Origin of the sequence: Changpingibacter yushuensis (assembly GCF_014041995.1) — a bacterium.
In the GTDB taxonomy this organism is placed as follows: Bacteria; Actinomycetota; Actinomycetes; order Actinomycetales; family Actinomycetaceae; genus Changpingibacter; species Changpingibacter yushuensis.
The window spans coordinates 1527731-1545309 of sequence record NZ_CP059492.1; the positions used below are offsets into that span (position 1 = coordinate 1527731).

Consider the following 17579-nt stretch of genomic DNA (forward strand, 5'->3'; position numbering starts at 1 on the left):
CACAGTGTGGGCGCGCACGATCGCCTATATGAGGGCGGCAACCAGCCATGCTCCTCCAAGCAGCCATGGCCCAAGTGGCACAGGTGCACGCGGGTCAATGCCGCGAAATGCCTGCATGAGAAACGAGTGCAGGCCCAAAGCCAGTGAAGCGGCCACAAGAGCACCGAGAAGCGCAGAAGGTTCTCCGAGCCACAGGCCAAGAACACCGAGGAGTTTTGCGTCTCCCAACCCCACTCCCCAGCCGCGATGGAGCAAGTGTCCGAGTAGAAGACCACCTAAACCAGTGGCAACTCCATGAAGAAGCTCAGAGCCCGATGATGATGCGCCCAATGCGAATGTATATGCGATCAAGAGCAACGGATCAGGGAGAATGCGTGTTAACCAGTCAACGGCCGCTGCAGCGCACAGCGCACCAACCACACATGCACCCAACACTCCCGCAACGCCACTCAATCGTGCGCACGCGTAACCTCCAAGGCCTATTCCCACTAAAGCAGGAATGCTCATGGAATTGCGGGTAAGCCGAGCCTTTGACCACAGTTGATCGTTCACACTGAGATGGTAGAAAGGCGCGGCTCATCCGTGCCTAGCAATCCCCAGGTGAGACAGACCTTCCGCACCTCATCCGCGCCGCGCGTGCCTGTGGAACACTCGTCGCATCTCGGCCACATCGGGCTCTCTAGAAGTGAACAACCGCAGCTGTGCGGCAGCCGTGTGTAGGGCAACTTGCGCTGGTTCAACCACAAAAGAATCACAGGTCAGCGTCAGGCCGCGTTCATCATTAGAGACGACCAGATCCGCCACATGTGTGCGCTCCAACTCAATGCCCAACCGATGCGCCACAGCTCCGCTGAACGGGTCTCCCCCAGCATCAATACCGGTTACTCGCAATTGCGTTAGAGCCGCCAAGGCAGACCACGCAAGCGGACCTGCCGCCTCGATGTGAGCGTTTCCAGAGATGTACCGGCGACCTGCAGCCTCTCTGACTGCCTCCACAATCCCGCCTACTAGCGCCAAGAAGCCATACGCCCCAGGTAGATTGCGCGAGAAGCCGATGGAATCCACACTGCCCACTGCGCGCGCCAGGCCATCGGACAAGTGGCATGCCTTCATAGCCGCCACGCCATCCTCGGGTGCAATAACGATTCCGAGCGTATTGGGAGTGTGTGCACCAATGGCCTCATTCAGCGAACCTGACAACGGCTCTATTCTGGCCGAGGAACCGGCACGAAGAAGATCGATGTCATAGGCACCTAGACCGCCAGCGAAAAGGATCAGCTCTGCGGATTCTTCTCGAGCCATTCCCGAAACTCCTGAACATTCTCGTTGTGCTCTGCCAGCGTGGCGGCAAACTTCGTCTCACCCGTATCGAGATTCACGGTGACGAAGTACAGCCAGTCGCCTTCAGCTGGATTAACGGCTGCATCAAGTGCATCCAATCCCGCTGAACCAATCGGCGTCGGGGGCAAGCCCTTATGAAGGTACGTGTTGAATGGAGTGTCCTCGGCAAGCTCATCCGAGGTTGGCACGCCACCGGTCTTTCCGAGACCGTAGAGAACCGTGGAGTCCATTTGAAGGTAACCGTTGACTTCGGTTGAATCCACGAGCCGATTCTCAATGACCCTCGCCACCTGCGCAAAGTCAGTCGAATTGCCCTCGCGTTCAATGATGGATGCCTTGATGAGAAGCGACTGCCAATCAGATCGATCCACAGAAAGCTCTTCGAGCTGTGAGATACGCGAAGAGACCATCTCAGACAACGCCTCAGCGGCAGTCACGTCGGGTTCGAACGTGTAGGTCAGCGGTGCGTACCAACCTTCTGGTTGGCCGTCTGCTTCAGCGGGCAAACCAATATCACCCGCTGCGGCTTCTTCAACATCAGAGGAATCAACGGAAAGCGCTGACGCAAGCCTGTCATACACCTGCCATGTTGTGAAACCTTCGGGAATGGTCACCGTGATGTTTGCTTTGTTGGCAGGATCCAGCAGAGCGGTCACTGCCCCGGCGGCAGACATCTGCAGCTTCAACGTAAATGTGCCCGGCTGGATACTTGAAGCGCGTGGATCTGCATTGTACGCATCTATGAATGAACTCGTTGTTGCGACGACGTCGGCGTCTTTGAGAATCGATGCGATCTCTCGCCCGGTTGCGCCTTCAGGAACTGTGACGGTGACAGAGCCGGTACCCGGCCCCGGATAGTCAGAAACCCCACGATCCACTGATAAGAAGTTCGGCACAACCACCACTGCAGCTGCAGAGAGAATCATCATGAGGAACCCGGTGATAAATGCCGTGCGCACACGATGCTTCCGGCGAGAGGCCTTCACCTCACGTGGGGCGTGGGCTCGCCTGTCTCGCCTGGAGCCTGGCTGATCCGTGCCACCCATTTCATCGAACAGGTCGCTCATCGTTACCTTTCGTCATGAGACGGGACCGGCACCAACTCACCTGGGGCTTCACCCGTCCTGCGCTCAATTTCCAGCGCGGTTTCCAAGATAACGATAGCTGCCGCTTGGTCCACAACACTGCGATGCCGTCGCGAGTTGAGTCCGGATTGTGACAATTGCGTGTGAGCTGTCACACTCGAAAGCCGCTCGTCCACCATCCTCACGGGAACTGGATCGATTCTCTTGGCAAATAGGTCTGCCCAATGCCGAGCATGGCGCGCCGATATACCTTCCGTGCCATCCATGTTCAAAGGAAGTCCCACGATGACTTCCATAACCTCTTGCTCACGCGCAATACGCAGAGCTTTGCGGATGTCTGAACCATTGCGCGTCAACGTCGTGACAGGAGTCGCGAGGATCGCGTCGGGGTCACACATCGCGACCCCGACGCGAGCTTCACCTACGTCTATAGCAAGACGCTTGCCTCGCCTCATTTGTCCAATTCTGAATCGATGGCTGCTTCGGCCGCAATGATCTTTGTTGCATCAGTGCCACCACCTTGTGCGATGTCATCTTTGCCGCCACCGCCACCGCCAAGAATCCTCGATGCGAGCTTTGTCAGCATCCCAGCCTTGACACCGGAATCACGTGCGGCCGATGTGGTAGCCACCACGATCGCCGGACGGTCCTTAACCACCCCAGTGGCGATCACAACTGCAGGTTCGGAATCAGAGATCCGGCCGCGAATCTCGGTTGCCATCATGCGCACATCATCTTGGCTGGCAACCTCACCGAGGTTGTCAATGTAGACCTTGATGCGACCCACCGAATGGACCGAGTTGAGTACGCCAGCAACGCCCGAAAGGAGCTTGTCACGGCGGAGGTTTGTGATCTCCTTTTCGGCGCACTTTAAGCGTCCGAGCAGCGCCTCAATACGATCGGGAAGTTCCTCAGAACGCGCCCCCACCATCTGGGAAAGCTGAGAAACCAATGCCCGCTCTACTGCACCCTTGTTGTAGGCGCCTTCACCAACCAATGCGTCGATGCGGCGCACGCCCGAACCGATGGATGCCTCACCAAGGAGTGTCACCAAACCGATTTCGCCGGTGTCAGAGACGTGCGTGCCAGCACACAGTTCCTTCGACCATTCGTCGCCGATCGAAACCACGCGTACAATCTTGCCGTACTTTTCGCCAAACAACGCCATGGCGCCAGTCTTGCGGGCGTCATCGATAGTCATCAACTCATCCGTGACCGCAAGGTTTTCCTGCAGGCGCTCGTTGACTCGCGCCTCGATCCCGGACATCACGTCAGTTGGGATCTGAGAGCCGTGCCTGAAATCGAAACGCAACCGTGAAGGCGCATCCTCAGAACCAGCCTGAGTTGCTTGTTCCCCAAGGAATTCGTGAAGCGCCTTGTGCACCATGTGTGTGGAGGTGTGCGCACGGGCAATCTGCACCCGGCGGTCCGTATCTATGGACGCAGCAACCTTGTCGCCCAAGGCGATTGTGCCCTCCGTAAGGGTACCGCGATGAACATGCAGACCCTTGACCGGTGCCTGAACGTCTTGTACGTCCACCAACCCACCACCCGAGACGGAGATGGTGCCGCGATCAGCCAGCTGCCCACCCATCTCGGCGTAGAAAGGAGTCTGATCCAAAACCACATCGACTTCTGCTGGAGCAGTCGCCGCAGGAACGGGAACTCCGTTCTGCAGCAATGCCACGACCTTTGCCTCAGCGGTCGAATCGGTATAGCCAAGGAACTGGGTGGGGCCACCCTGCGCGCCAAGAATCTCGTGGTACACATGGGCATCCACATGTCCAGACTTCTTCGCCTGCGCATCGGCACGGGCCCGATCCTTCTGCTCCTGCATGAGGGAGCGGAAGCCCTTCTCGTCCACACTGATGCCCTTTTCTTCGGCCATCTCGAGAGTCAGATCGATCGGGAAGCCGTAGGTATCGTGCAGTGTGAATGCATCTTTACCGGTCAGAGTGGAGTTCTTGGCCTTTGAGACCGCCAGGTCGAAGATCTGGGTTCCAGCCACCAGCGTACGGCGGAACGCCTCTTCTTCCTCACTTGCCACCTGGAGGATTTGGTCGAAACCAGCCTCCAGCTCAGGGTAGGACTCTTTCATGGCGTCCTTCGACGCTGTGATGAGAGCTGGGACGACGACGTCGTCGACTCCAAGGAGACGAACGGATCGTACGGCGCGGCGCAGTAGCCGGCGAAGTACGTAGCCACGACCATCGTTACCAGGGCGAACGCCGTCGCCAATAAGCATCATTGATGAACGGATGTGATCGGCGATTACGCGCATACGGACGTCGTCGTCGCTGTTGGCGCCATAAGCCTTGCCGGAAAGCTGCTCCGTGGTAGCAATGACCGGGAACACCTGATCAGTTTCATACATGTTCGCTTTGTCCTGAAGCAGGAAAGCGATGCGCTCAAGGCCAGCGCCCGTGTCAATGGCTGTCTGGTCCAAATCGCCAAGCAGAGGGAAGTTCTTACCTTCGCCCTCACCGCGCAGGTACTGATCAAAAACTAGGTTCCAGATCTCCAAGTAGCGGTCGCCGCCAGGATCAACTGTGCCGCCTACGGCGTCGGGCCCGAACTCCGGGCCGCGGTCGTAATGGATCTCGGCGCACGGACCTGCAGGGCCAGGCTGTCCTGTGGACCAGAAAATCTGATCGCGCGTCAGCCGCACAACGTGCTTCGGATCCAAACCAATGGTCTTGGTCCACGCGTTGTAGCTCACCTCGTCTTGGTCCCAGATAGTGACCCAGATGCGGTCACCATCCAAGCCGTAGCCACCTTCAGCCACAGACGCTGTCAACAGACCCCACGCGAGATCGATGGCGCCTTCCTTGAAGTAATCGCCAAAGGAGAAGTTGCCGCACATCTGAAAAAACGTGCCGTGACGCGTGGTCCTGCCAACGTTCTCAATGTCATTGGTGCGGATGCACTTCTGGACGGATGCGATGCGCGGGTAAGGAGCAGGTTCAGTTCCCACGATGTAAGGAATGAATGGGACCATACCTGCAATCGTGAACAGGATTGACGGGTCCGGCGAAACGAGTGGGACGGACGGGGCGATGTGATGCCCGTTCTTCTCGAAGTAGTCGAGCCAACGCTGGCGGATCTCAGCGGTACGCATTGTTTTCCTTCTCCTGACCCACTCGGGCCATGTCAAACCAAGCGGCTAGAGTGCCGCGCAAAAGCTTTGTGTCGCGCTAGCCCGCCGAACCGGGCGCAGGCAACGGGCCAACGAATTAGTCACGGGCCGATGAAGCGGCATCGGATTCAGCCTCAGGTGACTGCCGTGAGAACGACGACTTCACCTTTTCAGCACCACGCCGAACCGCCAAGAATGGCGCAGACACCGTTGAGGTGACCAATGTAGTCATGGCAGAAATATCTTCGGTGGTACGGGCCGCCGCCGAAGTAATGGAATCGAGCCGTTCGACCTGACCGTTGACGTCACGGACCGTCTTCGCGGCCTCATCGATGGCTGGAAGAGTGTGCTGTGTCAACTCTTCCACTGTGGCTGCCAAGCGATCGAGTACTTTCGAAAGCTTGCCGATCGGGCGGATAAGTGCAATGACGAGCGCAAGGAAGGCAAGGGCCGCAATGAGCCCGGCGATCTGTCCGAGTGAAATATCCACTGTTCCTCCGGGTAGCAAGAACGCGCCCCGAAGGGCGCGTTCTCGTATATCGATTTAGCGCGAGTAGTGCTCGACGACCATCTGAACGTCGCACGTCACTGGAACCTCAGCGCGCTTCGGGCGGCGCACGAGGGTGAAGCGAAGCTTCTCGAGTTCCACATCCAAGTACTCTGGGACCTTGGGAAGAACATCGCGGTGGGCGCCACCAGCAGCAGACAAGAACGACGGGGAAGCCTGCGAGCGGGCCTTCACCTGAACAACCTGACCCGGCTTGACGCGGAAGGATGGACGATCAACGATACGGCCATCAACCACGATGTGACGGTGAGTCACGATCTGGCGTGCCTGCGCTGTGGTGCGGGCAAAGCCTGCACGGAGCACGAGCGCGTCCAGACGCATTTCGAGCAGCTCGACGAGGTTTTCGCCGGCCAGACCTTCGGAGCGACGAGCTTCATCCCACACGCGGCGCATCTGCTTCTCGCGAATGCCGTACTGGGCGCGCAGACGCTGCTTTTCCTTCAGACGGACCGAGTAATCGGAATCCTTGGTGCGGCCACGGCCGTGCTCACCAGGACGGTATGGGCGGCGCTGCATGTAGCGCTCAGCCTTAGGGGTCAGTGCAATGCCGAGTGCGCGCGACTGACGCACCTGCTTACGTGTACGGTTAGCAGACATTTCTCTCCTGTCGAATATCAATGCACAGCTGGAGAACCAGCTGCGGGGCCAACTCAAACGGCTAAGACCCCAGGGTGCTGCGTAACTTCCCAAACAGGAAACCACGGTGCCCGAATGGACAACTGTGTAAGACTATCAGCCTTCGCTAGATAGTATCGAGCGGATGTGCGCGAGCCTGCGTGTGATGTTCGCTTCGTAACCGCGCTCTGTTGGCTGGTAGTACTGGGTATTCTCAAGTCCCTCCGGCATGAACTCCATCGGTGCCACACCCTCAGGGAAGTCGTGCGCATACTGGTAGCCCTGTGCGTACCCCAGTTCTTGGGCACCTCGAAAGCTATCATTTCTCAGCTGCAATGGAACTGGGCCAGGCTTGCCAGCGCGCACATCAGCAGTTGCTTGGTTGATAGCGGCGTAGGCGCGATTCGACTTGGGCGCGGTAGCCAGATGGACGGTTGCCTCCGCCAAGATGATCCGCGCCTCAGGCATTCCTACCAGAGCAACGGCCTGTGCCGCTGCGGTGGCTGTTTGCAGCGCGGACGGATCAGCTAGTCCAACATCCTCGGCGGCCGAAATCATCAAGCGCCGAGCGATGAAGCGCGGATCCTCGCCTGCCTCAAGCATGCGAGCAAGATAGTGAATCGCCCCGTCCACATGGGAGCCGCGAATGGATTTGATGAAAGCGGAGATAACGTCATAGTGGTCCTCGCCCGATCTGTCGTATCGCACCGTGGCCCCGTCAGCCGCTTGCGAGACGTCAGTGAGCGAGATCGTGGCAGATCCGCGCAATCTGGCACCATCGGCGCAGGCCTCAAGCAGGGTGAGCGAGCGCCGCCCATCTTGGCCCGAAAGCCGGATAAGGTTCTCACGGGCGTCGTCGTCGATCTCAAACTTGTTATCTAGCCCCCGCGAATCTGTGAGTGCCCGTTCGATGAGAGTCTCAATACCCTTATCGGTCAAACCCTTCAGCGTGATGAGCAGCGACCGTGAGAGCAAAGGTGAGACAACAGAGAACGCTGGGTTCTCCGTTGTGGCCGCAACGAGGATCACCCACCCGTTTTCGACTGCCGGTAGGAGCGCATCCTGTTGAGTCTTGGAAAAACGGTGCACCTCGTCGATGAACAAAATAGTTTCAGTTCCGTTTGCGGCCAACCGATGCTTGGCCGAAGCGATGACCGCGCGCAGTTCCTTTACACCTGCTGAAACCGCTGAGAGTTCTTCGAAGTGGCGATCACCCGAGCGCGCAATGAGGTAGGCAAGAGTAGTTTTGCCTGTACCTGGAGGACCCCACAGAAAGACCGACGACGGCACCGATCCATCCGGTTCGAGAAGTCTGCGCAGAGGAGAACCCGCTCCGAGCAAGTGGTCCTGCCCCACCAGTTCGTCCACCGTGCGGGGACGCATGCGTACAGCGAGAGGGCCACGTTCGAATGTGGGAACACCCGAATCATCCGTGCCAACGTTCTCAAAGAGATCCATGCTGTCCAGTTTAGGACGTGTTGAGAAATCAGCTGTATTGCAGAGTCGAATCACTAACGACCACTTGGCGGCCGCCATTCATGAATCCGAGACGTCCGTACAACCGGCGCGCCGTATCGTTCCATCCCCACATGCCAAAGGTGACCAGATCGTGGTCGCGCAGTTCGATGTTGGTGACAGCCGCCATGAGAGCAGCAGCGTGGCCGTGCCCACGTTCGCGTGGATGCGTGCCTAATCCGGCCAAATATGCCCGGCTCATACCATCAGACATGGGCACGTCCGCCACTCCAACTGTCGAAGCAATGTGGCCAGTCGCGTCCCGCACGACCCACCAACGATATCCGGCGACGTCGTCGGCGGCTTCCGAAGTGGGATTAGCTTGGGCAAGGAACGCGGGGATCTCATCCAACGCTTCCTCACGTGACAACGCTACTATTTCGCCAGTCATGGGGACTTCGGCCAACGGAACATCTGTCCAGAAGAAATCCCATGAGTTGCCCCAGTTGCGAGGTAACCATGCCGACACTTCTTGTGAAAGGTACTCGGAGAGTCCACGACTCACCATCGCAAAGTCCGGGCGCGGATTGTGCACATAATGCTGCTCAAGAACCTCTGCGATGCGCGGGCCGTCACCATGGGCAAAAAGTGTCACGTTGGATTCGGCTGAGAAATCCTCGCTTGCGAAATCCCTTTCAACTCCACGCATATCTACAAGCACTACACCAACATCCGGTTCGCACACATCAAGTAGAACCCGTCCGGCTTGCATCGGCTCGCTCCATTCGGCGAGGTGGGCCCGCCAATAGGCAGACCCACCCCCAACACGTCGAAGCGTCGATGCCTTCGCATCGATTTGCGTCACTGCGCTACGATCTCCTGGCTCTCAGGTGTTGCCTCTGGCCTCTTCTTTGGTTTCGCATCGACGCCAGCTTCCTTGCGTTGTGCGGCCGTAATGGGTGCCGGTGCATCGGTGAGAGGGTCCCAACCGTTTCCGATCTTCGGGAACGCAATGACGTCGCGAATCGATGGCGCCTTCGTGAGCAGAGCCACGATACGGTCCCAACCAAAAGCGATGCCGCCGTGAGGAGGTGCGCCGAACCGGAAAGCATTCAGCAGGAAGCCGAACTGCTCCTGAGCTTCCTCAGCCGAAATGCCCATCACCTTAAAGACGCGCTCTTGGACGTCACGGCGATGAATACGGATGGATCCTCCGCCGATTTCATTGCCATTGCACACGATGTCGTATGCATAGGCCAGCGCATTGCCCGGATCCGTATCAAAGCTATCCAACCACTCCGGCTTTGGTGACGTGAATGCATGGTGCACTGCGGTCCATGCCGATTGCCCCAATGCGACGTCGCCTTCAGCTTTTGCAACACCAGACGGCTTGAAGAGCGGTGCATCAACCACCCATGTGAATGCCCATGCATCGGGATCGATGAGTCCGCAACGCTTGCCAATCTCCAGACGCGCAGCGCCCAGCAGTTCGCGAGAAGCGGTTGGCTCACCGGCAGCGAAGAAGATGCAGTCTCCGGGCTTCGCACCGGTCTTGGCAGCAAGCCCGGCTCTCTCAGATTCGGAGATGTTCTTAGCAACAGGTCCACCCAGCGTGCCGTCTTCAGAGATCGTCACGTAGGCCAATCCGTGCGCACCGCGTGCCTTTGCCCATTCTTGCCACTTGTCGAACGTACGGCGAGGTTGGGACGCTCCGCCAGGCATAACGACGCCGCCCACATACGGGTTCTGGAACACGCGGAATGGTGTGTTGGCAAAGTACTCTGTCAGATCAACGAGTTCATAGCCAAAGCGCAGATCAGGCTTGTCTGAACCAAAACGTTCCATCGCATCCTTGAACGTCATGCGCGGGATCGGGGTGGTCAGCTCGTATCCGATAAGTGACCAGACGTTCTTCAGGATGTCTTCAGCAACGGCCATGACATCATCTTGATCAACGAAGGACATCTCGACGTCCAACTGGGTGAACTCAGGCTGACGGTCCGCACGGAAATCCTCGTCGCGGTAGCACCGAGCGATCTGGTAGTAACGCTCCATACCAGCAACCATGAGCAACTGCTTGAAGAGCTGTGGTGACTGTGGCAGGGCGTACCAGGTGCCAGGATTCAGGCGGGCTGGCACCACGAAATCGCGTGCACCTTCAGGCGTGGAGTGTGTGAGAGTCGGCGTCTCAATTTCAACGAAATCATGCGAATCAAGCACGCGACGCGCTGCTTGGCTCACCTTGGAACGCAGGCGGATCGCATGCTGCTCAGAGCTGCGGCGCAGATCGAGATAGCGGTACTTGAGACGAACCTCTTCGCCCACCTGGCCCGATTCCTCAGCGTGGTCTGAAACCTGGAATGGAAGCGCTGCACTGGGATTGAGGATATCGATGGAGTCAGCTTCAACTTCGATCTCGCCAGTAGCGAGTGCCGCGTTTGCGTTGCCTTCGGGGCGTTCCCGAACAACACCGGTCACCTTGATGCAGTACTCATTACGCAGTTCGTGGGCGACCTCTTCACGGATTGTGACTTGGGCAATTCCAGAAGCGTCGCGCAAATCGATGAAGGCGATGCCTCCGTGATCGCGACGGCGATCAACCCATCCGGTGAGTGTCACTGTGGAGCCGATGTCAGCTGCACGAAGTGATCCTGCAGTTCGTGTGCGAAGCACGCGATACCTCTTTTCTCTGTTCAGTTCACCCGCGAGACGAGCGGGTTACGGACCCCGCTAGACGAGCGGTAGCCACCCCAATATTATCCACCATCACAACGCCATCCCATCTCAGCACCGCAATGGCGCATAGCATCACATCGCGCGAACTAGTGAATGACCCGCGAATCTGCAACAGTAGCTGGGGTGTTCAGCGTTGGAGCACGCATTCGGCTTTCCTGGAAGGGCTCGCCACAACGCGGTCACAAACTACAACCGCGCCACAACGCGGCCACAAACTACAACCGCGCCACAACGCGGCCACGAAGGGAGATTGGATGCAGGTGAGTACACAACAAGGTTCGCGCGAGTTCCTTTCTGCCAAGTCAGAGCGGGTTCTCTTGTGGCTTTCGGTGGGATTAATCTCCCTCATCGCATTTGAAGCTCTAGCGGTTGCGACGGCTATGCCCACTGTTGTCACAGCTCTGGACGGCGCGAATCTGTATGCCCTCGCAATGGGTGTTCCCTTGGCCACACAGCTTATGACCACCGCGATTGCGGGGCCATGGTCGGATTCCGTCAGTCCACAATCCTGCCTGTACATCGGTTTAGCAGGTTTTGTGAGCGGCCTGGTCATCGCCACGTTCTCACCAACGATGGTCATCTTTGTGGTTGGGCGAGCTGTGCAAGGACTTGGTGCCGGACTGTGCATCGTGCCGATCTATGCGTTGATTGGCAACAACGTTCGGCCGATGCGCCAACCCGCATTCTTCGCCGCATTCGCGGCCGCGTGGGTGGTCCCCGGGCTCATTGGCCCAGCAATTGCGGGCATTCTGGTGGAGAACACGTCATGGCGCCTCGTGTTCGGAATCGTGCCAGCGCTTCTCCTGTTCGCTGCTCCTATCTTGGTCACAACCACCCGGCGCATTCCGCATTCGCAATCCCCATCAGACACGTCACGGATTCGTACCACAGTGCTGTGCGCATGTGCCACAGGCATATCACTTGCCGTTCTTCAGGTGATGTCGGGCACCGAATCCGGAGGCTTCACGCCACTGACGTATACGGCGATCGTCATTTCTTCAATTCTCGCTTTTGTGTTTATCAAGCCCCTTCTTCCGCGCGGCACCTTCATTTCGCGCCGCGGCCTCGCCTCCACAGTTCTCTTGCGCGGCCTCATCAACGGAGCCTTCCTCGGGGTTGAGGCATTCCTTCCACTTCTCCTCCAAGATGTTCACGGATGGAGTCCTGCTCAGGCCGGTCTCATCCTGACGGTTGGTTCCGTAACGTGGGCTCTCGGTTCGAGCGTCCAAGCTCGGGTGCGCTCGCAGCACCAGCGCACATTCCTACCTGCTGCAGGTACTTTTCTGCAGCTCGTCGGTATTGCAATCGCGTGCCTTGGCTCCATCCCCGGTATCTCAGGTGTTGTGGTGATCATGGGGTGGACCTTGTCTGGCTTTGGAATCGGACTAGCCTTCCCTGCCCTTTCAGTACACAGTCTGGCGATGACGCCACCACAACGTCAGGGTTCCACATCTGCGAGCATTCAGTTGGCAGATAACCTTGGCGCAGCATTCTGCGTCGCGATCGCAGGAATTGTGCATGCGTTGCTTCTGCCTGACACCGCGCATGCCTTTATGGGAGCGTTCGGACTCATGGCCGGTGTGACCCTAATTGCCGTGGTGATCGCATTCCGGGTACAGCCTCATCCGGGATCTCAGGAAGCCGAACAGCTCGCCATCACCAGTCAGAGGCAAGCTTCTGATTCCTAGCGGTGTGGCATCTCACCGTGTGCGCCCTATCGAATACGGTGAGATGCCATTAAGCTTCTTTAGGCGCGATAGCGCCCCCAGCTCTCTGCCGTGTGGAAGTGTGTACGGCAGGCGCGCAGTGTTTCCGTTTGAGGTTTGTGTAGCGCGCGCTGGCCATCCATCTGCTCCCATGCAGAAGAACACAGGATATATATGTCTGAATTCACCGCGTCCAACGCGGCAGAGAATCGATCGAACGACGTCAACTCCAGTGACGAAACGTTTGCTCACCTCAATCTTCCTGAAGATATTCTTCAGGCCATCACCGACATGGGTTATGTGAACCCAACCGCGATCCAAGCAAAGGCGATTCCGCCGCTGATGGATCGGCGCGACGTCGTCGGCGTTGCTCAGACCGGAACGGGAAAGACTGCCGCTTTTGGCCTCCCGCTACTGGCTCACATTGATCCGGAACGTCACCGTGTGCAGGCGCTCGTGCTTGCGCCAACTCGCGAACTTGCGATGCAAGGCGCTGAGGCGATGGAATCTTTCGCCTCTCATACTCGCAACGTCAGCATCGTTGCCGTTTACGGAGGATCTTCTTACACGCCTCAGCTTCGCGCACTTGAACGCGGCGCACAGGTAGTTGTTGGCACGCCAGGAAGAATCATGGACCTCATGGATCGTGGCGCCCTCAAGCTTGAGGATGTTTCCTACTTCGTTCTTGACGAAGCTGACGAAATGCTCCGCATGGGTTTTGCCGACGACGTCGAGACGATCGCTAGCAAGCTTCCAACGGAACGAGTCTCCGCACTCTTCTCCGCGACAATGCCACGCGAGATTCGCCGGATCGCAGACCAGTACCTTTCCGATCCCGTCGAGGTAACCATCTCACGTCCGGCGTCCACGGTTTCGACCGTCCACCAGACATTTGCTGTTGTGCCCGAACGTCACAAGATTGGTGCACTCGCCCGAGTTCTTGCTGTTACCGACGCCGATGCCGCACTGGTCTTTGTGCGCACTCGCGCCACAGCTGAGGATCTGGCCATTGAGCTCTCCGTTCGTGGCGTGGCAGCCTCCGCCCTGTCAGGCGACGTGGCGCAGCGCGATCGCGAAAAGCTCGTTCAGCGCCTCCGCGATGGCTCGCTTGATGTTCTGGTGGCAACAGACGTTGCCGCCCGCGGCTTGGACGTCGAGCGCATCGGCCTGGTTGTCAATTTCGACGTTCCGCGCGAAACAGACACATATGTCCACCGCATTGGTCGCACCGGCCGCGCTGGGCGTTCCGGCGAGGCACTGACCTTCGTTACTCCGAAGGAGCGTTCACGCCTTCGCCGAATCGAAAAGCAGACCAACTCACACACGGAGCAGGTGGAGCTTCCCACTCCTGCAGCCGTATCCAAACTTCGCGCAGAACGACTTGTTGAGCGCGCAAAGGCTCGTTTTGAGATCGGCCGACTTCAGGTCTACCGCGAGGTGATTGAAGGTCTTGAGGCTTCTGCAGCTGAGTCTGAGAACCCCATGAGTCGCGAGGATCTGCTTCTCTCCCTCATGGCACTCGGCGTTCGTGATCCAGGTCCTGTGGCCGGCGAAGAGCCGGAGAAGCTCACCGTGGATATGGACGACCGTTCCGATCGTCGTGACCGCGATCGCGGCCCCGGACGTGAACGCAAGCAGCGTTCCAGCCTTGAGCACTCCACGCGCTACCGCGTAGAAGTTGGTCACAAGGACCGCGTCAAGCCAGGAGCGATTGTCGGCGCCCTCACCAATGAAGGCGGCCTGCGAGGTTCTGACCTCGGTCATATCGATATCTTCCCCACTTTCTCTTTGGTGGAGATCGGCGTACCACTGTCAGCTGATGCTCGCCAGCGTATTTCCGAGGCACGTGTCTCTGGCCGTGAGCTGCGTATTTCAGAAGACAGTGGGCCGGGCGAACGCCACGGACGTGATGGCGAGGATCGCCGTGGATTCCGTTCTGGTGGTGGCGATCAAGCTGGCCGCGGTAAGCGCAATATTGGTGACCGCGATCGTCGATACCGCGATGACCGCCGCTCCGAGCGTGGCTTCTCACGCGATGAGAGGCACGGATCTGGACGTTCCCGCGATGACCGCTACGGCCGCGATGACCGCCGTGGCGGACGCCGCGATTTCCGCTAAAGTCTGACATCAACACATCGGCCCTGCAGCATGTTGCAGGGCCGATGTGCGTATATCGGGCTTCCATTCAACCAATAATCTACACACGACATCGCCGTCATCGTGTGGCCGAGCAAGCACCTGTTTGCCCAGCAAATTTCCTGTGTACAAGGAACGACTCGGATTCCACCATACCTTGATTAACTGGTGAAGTTGAGGCGCAATCAGAAGCTCTGAGCGGCAGACAGCTCAAACACAGATCCAGTATCGAGTGGGTAAACAAAAAAGTATCGCACAGAGAAGATCTTCGATCAATTGCGACCATTTGCACTCATAAGTGCAATCTTGATGGATACAATATAGCCGGTCTTACAACGAAGTGAGGCTCCCCGAAGGCGGAGAATGGCCGCCGTTGTTCAGAAGGGTACACACCTATGGCTGAAACAAGACTGGACGAGGAAACCGCAATCTCTCCAGATGAAGAAAAATATGTCATTCGAAACAAGCAGGGTGTTCCGGTAGGGACCAAACCACACACCCACTGGACGTGGTGGAAGATCCTCATATGGATTGGCATTGCGTTGGCCGGAGGAATCGGGTGGACCGTTCTCGCAATCATGCGTGGCGAATCGGTCAACTCCATATGGTTTGTCATTACCTCAGTATGTTCCTACGCCATTGCGTATCGATTCTATGCGCTCTATATCCAGCGCAAGATCATGCGTCCCAACGATGCCAACGCAACGCCGTCAGAGCGCATTAACAACGGCAAGGATTTCGATCCCACCAATCGCGTTGTGCTCTACGGGCATCACTTTGCAGCCATCGCTGGTGCGGGCCCCCTAGTCGGTCCAGTACTTGCATCGCAAATGGGATACCTACCCGGCACAATTTGGATCATCGTTGGCGTCATATTGGCCGGAGCAGTGCAAGACATGCTCATTCTGTTCTTCTCGACGCGTCGCGGTGGCCGCTCACTTGGCCAGATGGCGATCGATGAGATCGGAAAAGTCGGCGGCATAATTGCAACCGTCGCGGTATTCGTGATGCTCATGATTGTGCTTGCTGTGCTCGCGATGATTTGCGTGAACGCACTTGCCGAGAGCCCATGGGGCGTTTTCGCAGTGGCATGCACTATTCCGATCGCAATCGGTATGGGCCTTTGGCTACGTTTCGTCCAACCGGGAAACATCACACGTGTCTCCCTAGTTGGATTCGCGCTTCTCATCGGTGCCATCATCGGTGGCCGCTGGGTCGCTGAGAACCCCACACTCTCAGATTTCTTCCATCTGTCTCCCACTGCCCTCGTGTGGTGCATGGTTATCTATGGTTTTTTTGCAGCAGTGCTACCGGTGTGGCTGCTTCTGACGCCACGCGATTACCTCTCCACATTTATGAAGGTCGGCACGATCGCGGTACTTGCCGTTGGCATTATCGTGGTGCGTCCCATTGTGCAAATGCCCGCAGTTACTGAGTTTGCATCAAACACCGACGGCCCGGTCTTCGCCGGCACTCTATTCCCATTCCTTTTCATTACGATTGCGTGCGGCGCACTTTCCGGTATGCACGCCACCGTTTCTTCCGGAACCACTCCGAAGATGATTCAGAAGGAATCCCAGGTCCGAATGATCGGCTACGGTGGCATGCTGATGGAGTCATTCGTTGCGATCATGGCTCTGGCGGCCGCGGTTTCGCTCAATCAGGGCGTCTATTTCTCCATGAATATGTCTGCCGCATCGATGCAGAAGGTGGCAGGAGTTGAGATAACAGGCGAACCTGGCACGGAAGAGTACTACCAGAGCCAGGCTGAGGTGGCCGCTGCAGCGATCAATAACCTTGGCGTGTCTGATACAAGCGGCAACCAGCCCGTTATCGAATGGGAAACCCACGATGCCGATGGCAACCTTGTTACGGTTAATGGAGCGGAGGCCATCCGCGCGGTGGCCGACGACGTCGGCGAACCATCCGTTGTTTCTCGTACCGGTGGTGCACCGACTCTCGCTGTGGGTATTGCCAATATCATGCATCAATTCGCAGGCGGCAAGGCCATGATGGGCTTCTGGTATCACTTCGCCATCATGTTTGAAGCGCTGTTTATTCTATCCGCAGTGGATGCCGTGACCCGAGTATCTCGCTTCCAACTTGGTGACGCAATTGGCAACCTCATTCCGAAGTTCCGCGACCCAAGCTGGCGCATGGGTTCTTGGCTTACCACCGCAGTCGTTGTGGCGTCATGGGGTTCTTTGCTTCTCATGGGAGTCACAGATCCGCGTGGTGGTATCCAGACGCTGTACCCCCTCTTTGGAATCGCAAACCAACTGATTGCGGCTATCGCGCTGCTTCTGTGTACGGTCGTGGTCATCCGAAAGGGGTATGTCAAGTACGTGTGGATTCCACTCATTCCGTTCGTGTGGGATCTGACCACAACCTTCACGGCTTCATACCAGAAGATATTCTCAACGGACCCGGCGCTTGGCTACTGGCAGCAGTGGCGCGATGCTCGCGCTCTACGTGAGACGCTGACGGACGCCGATGCCATTGCTATCCAGGATGCGATTATTCGCAATACATTTATCCAGGGAACAATGTCCATCATCTTTGTCCTTCTGGTGGCCTCGATCGTGATTGCGGCTATCGTGCGGGTAGTTCAGACTCTGCGGACGAAGTCCTTCGGTTCATCTGAAGATGAGTTCCAAGAGTCGAACTACTACGCACCGTCACAACTCTTCCCCACACCTCTAGAAAAGCGCCTCGTGGCCGAGTATGAGACCGTTGGAGACCCCGCGCTGATTCCGGGGCACTCAGCCAAGTCCAACGGTCACTGAAGCTCGATTTCGTTA

13 protein-coding genes are annotated in these 17579 nt (G+C 57.6%); 3 read left to right on the forward strand and 10 right to left on the reverse strand.

Features of this window, described 5'->3' with window-relative positions; all coding sequences use genetic code 11:
* Nucleotides 1-24: 24 nt before the first annotated feature.
* The 10 genes from H2O17_RS06645 to aspS all read right to left on the reverse strand — a co-directional run bounded on the left by H2O17_RS06645 (nt 25) and on the right by aspS (nt 10873).
* Entirely contained in the window at nt 25-552 is a 528-nt protein-coding gene (locus H2O17_RS06645; RefSeq protein ID WP_182048976.1) for a prepilin peptidase, read from the reverse strand.
* A 69-nt stretch (nt 553-621) separates the two neighbouring features.
* A complete protein-coding gene (locus H2O17_RS06650; protein WP_182048977.1) occupies nt 622-1302 on the reverse strand; it encodes a hypothetical protein in 681 nt (226 codons plus the stop codon).
* On the reverse strand, nt 1275-2408 hold the full coding sequence (gene mltG / locus H2O17_RS06655; RefSeq protein WP_182048978.1) for an endolytic transglycosylase MltG: 1134 nt from the start codon (nt 2406-2408) through the stop codon (nt 1275-1277). The genes H2O17_RS06650 and mltG overlap by 28 nt, the downstream gene beginning before the upstream one ends.
* Before the next feature lie 2 nt (nt 2409-2410).
* On the reverse strand, nt 2411-2881 hold the full coding sequence (gene ruvX, locus H2O17_RS06660) for a Holliday junction resolvase RuvX (RefSeq protein ID WP_182048979.1): 471 nt from the start codon (nt 2879-2881) through the stop codon (nt 2411-2413).
* Nucleotides 2878-5544, reverse strand: coding sequence for an alanine--tRNA ligase (gene alaS / locus H2O17_RS06665; RefSeq protein WP_182048980.1), 2667 nt, complete (start codon nt 5542-5544; stop codon nt 2878-2880). Before alaS ends, ruvX begins: the two co-directional genes overlap by 4 nt.
* Before the next feature lie 115 nt (nt 5545-5659).
* Nucleotides 5660-6052: a DUF948 domain-containing protein gene (locus tag H2O17_RS06670; RefSeq protein WP_182048981.1), complete on the reverse strand. Its 393-nt coding sequence runs from the start codon at nt 6050-6052 to the stop codon at nt 5660-5662.
* 54 nt (nt 6053-6106) lie between these two features.
* Nucleotides 6107-6727, reverse strand: coding sequence for a 30S ribosomal protein S4 (gene rpsD / locus H2O17_RS06675; RefSeq protein ID WP_182048982.1), 621 nt, complete (start codon nt 6725-6727; stop codon nt 6107-6109).
* A gap of 135 nt (nt 6728-6862) precedes the next feature.
* Entirely contained in the window at nt 6863-8203 is a 1341-nt protein-coding gene (locus H2O17_RS06680; protein ID WP_182048983.1) for a replication-associated recombination protein A, read from the reverse strand.
* 28 nt (nt 8204-8231) lie between these two features.
* Complete coding sequence (locus tag H2O17_RS06685) at nt 8232-8972, reverse strand: GNAT family N-acetyltransferase (RefSeq protein ID WP_182048984.1); 741 nt, start codon at nt 8970-8972, stop codon at nt 8232-8234.
* 89 nt (nt 8973-9061) lie between these two features.
* Nucleotides 9062-10873 (reverse strand): aspartate--tRNA ligase, encoded by a 1812-nt coding sequence (gene aspS, locus H2O17_RS06690; protein WP_182048985.1) that lies wholly within the window; start codon nt 10871-10873, stop codon nt 9062-9064.
* Between the two features lie 323 nt (nt 10874-11196).
* Between aspS and H2O17_RS06695 the strand changes: the two genes are divergently transcribed.
* The 3 genes from H2O17_RS06695 (at nt 11197) to H2O17_RS06705 (ending at nt 17564) form a co-directional block, all read left to right on the forward strand.
* A complete protein-coding gene (locus H2O17_RS06695) occupies nt 11197-12624 on the forward strand; it encodes an MFS transporter (protein WP_182048986.1) in 1428 nt (475 codons plus the stop codon).
* A 192-nt stretch (nt 12625-12816) separates the two neighbouring features.
* Entirely contained in the window at nt 12817-14760 is a 1944-nt protein-coding gene (locus H2O17_RS06700; protein ID WP_182048987.1) for a DEAD/DEAH box helicase, read from the forward strand.
* Nucleotides 14761-15173: 413 nt separating this feature from the next.
* On the forward strand, nt 15174-17564 hold the full coding sequence (locus H2O17_RS06705; protein ID WP_182048988.1) for a carbon starvation CstA family protein: 2391 nt from the start codon (nt 15174-15176) through the stop codon (nt 17562-17564).
* Nucleotides 17565-17579: the final 15 nt, after the last annotated feature.

Excerpts from the sequence above, each read along its gene's own strand:
- H2O17_RS06650 (WP_182048977.1), bottom strand. The coding sequence starts at position 1,302 with ATGGCTCGAGAAGAATCCGCAGAGCTGATCCTTTTCGCTGGCGGTCTA.
- mltG (WP_182048978.1), bottom strand. The coding sequence starts at position 2,408 with ATGAGCGACCTGTTCGATGAAATGGGTGGCACGGATCAGCCAGGCTCC.
- ruvX (WP_182048979.1), bottom strand. The coding sequence starts at position 2,881 with ATGAGGCGAGGCAAGCGTCTTGCTATAGACGTAGGTGAAGCTCGCGTC.
- alaS (WP_182048980.1), bottom strand. The coding sequence starts at position 5,544 with ATGCGTACCGCTGAGATCCGCCAGCGTTGGCTCGACTACTTCGAGAAG.
- rpsD (WP_182048982.1), bottom strand. The coding sequence starts at position 6,727 with ATGTCTGCTAACCGTACACGTAAGCAGGTGCGTCAGTCGCGCGCACTC.
- H2O17_RS06680 (WP_182048983.1), bottom strand. The coding sequence starts at position 8,203 with ATGGATCTCTTTGAGAACGTTGGCACGGATGATTCGGGTGTTCCCACA.
- H2O17_RS06685 (WP_182048984.1), bottom strand. The coding sequence starts at position 8,972 with ATGCAAGCCGGACGGGTTCTACTTGATGTGTGCGAACCGGATGTTGGT.
- H2O17_RS06700 (WP_182048987.1), top strand. The coding sequence starts at position 12,817 with ATGTCTGAATTCACCGCGTCCAACGCGGCAGAGAATCGATCGAACGAC.
- H2O17_RS06705 (WP_182048988.1), top strand. The coding sequence starts at position 15,174 with ATGGCTGAAACAAGACTGGACGAGGAAACCGCAATCTCTCCAGATGAA.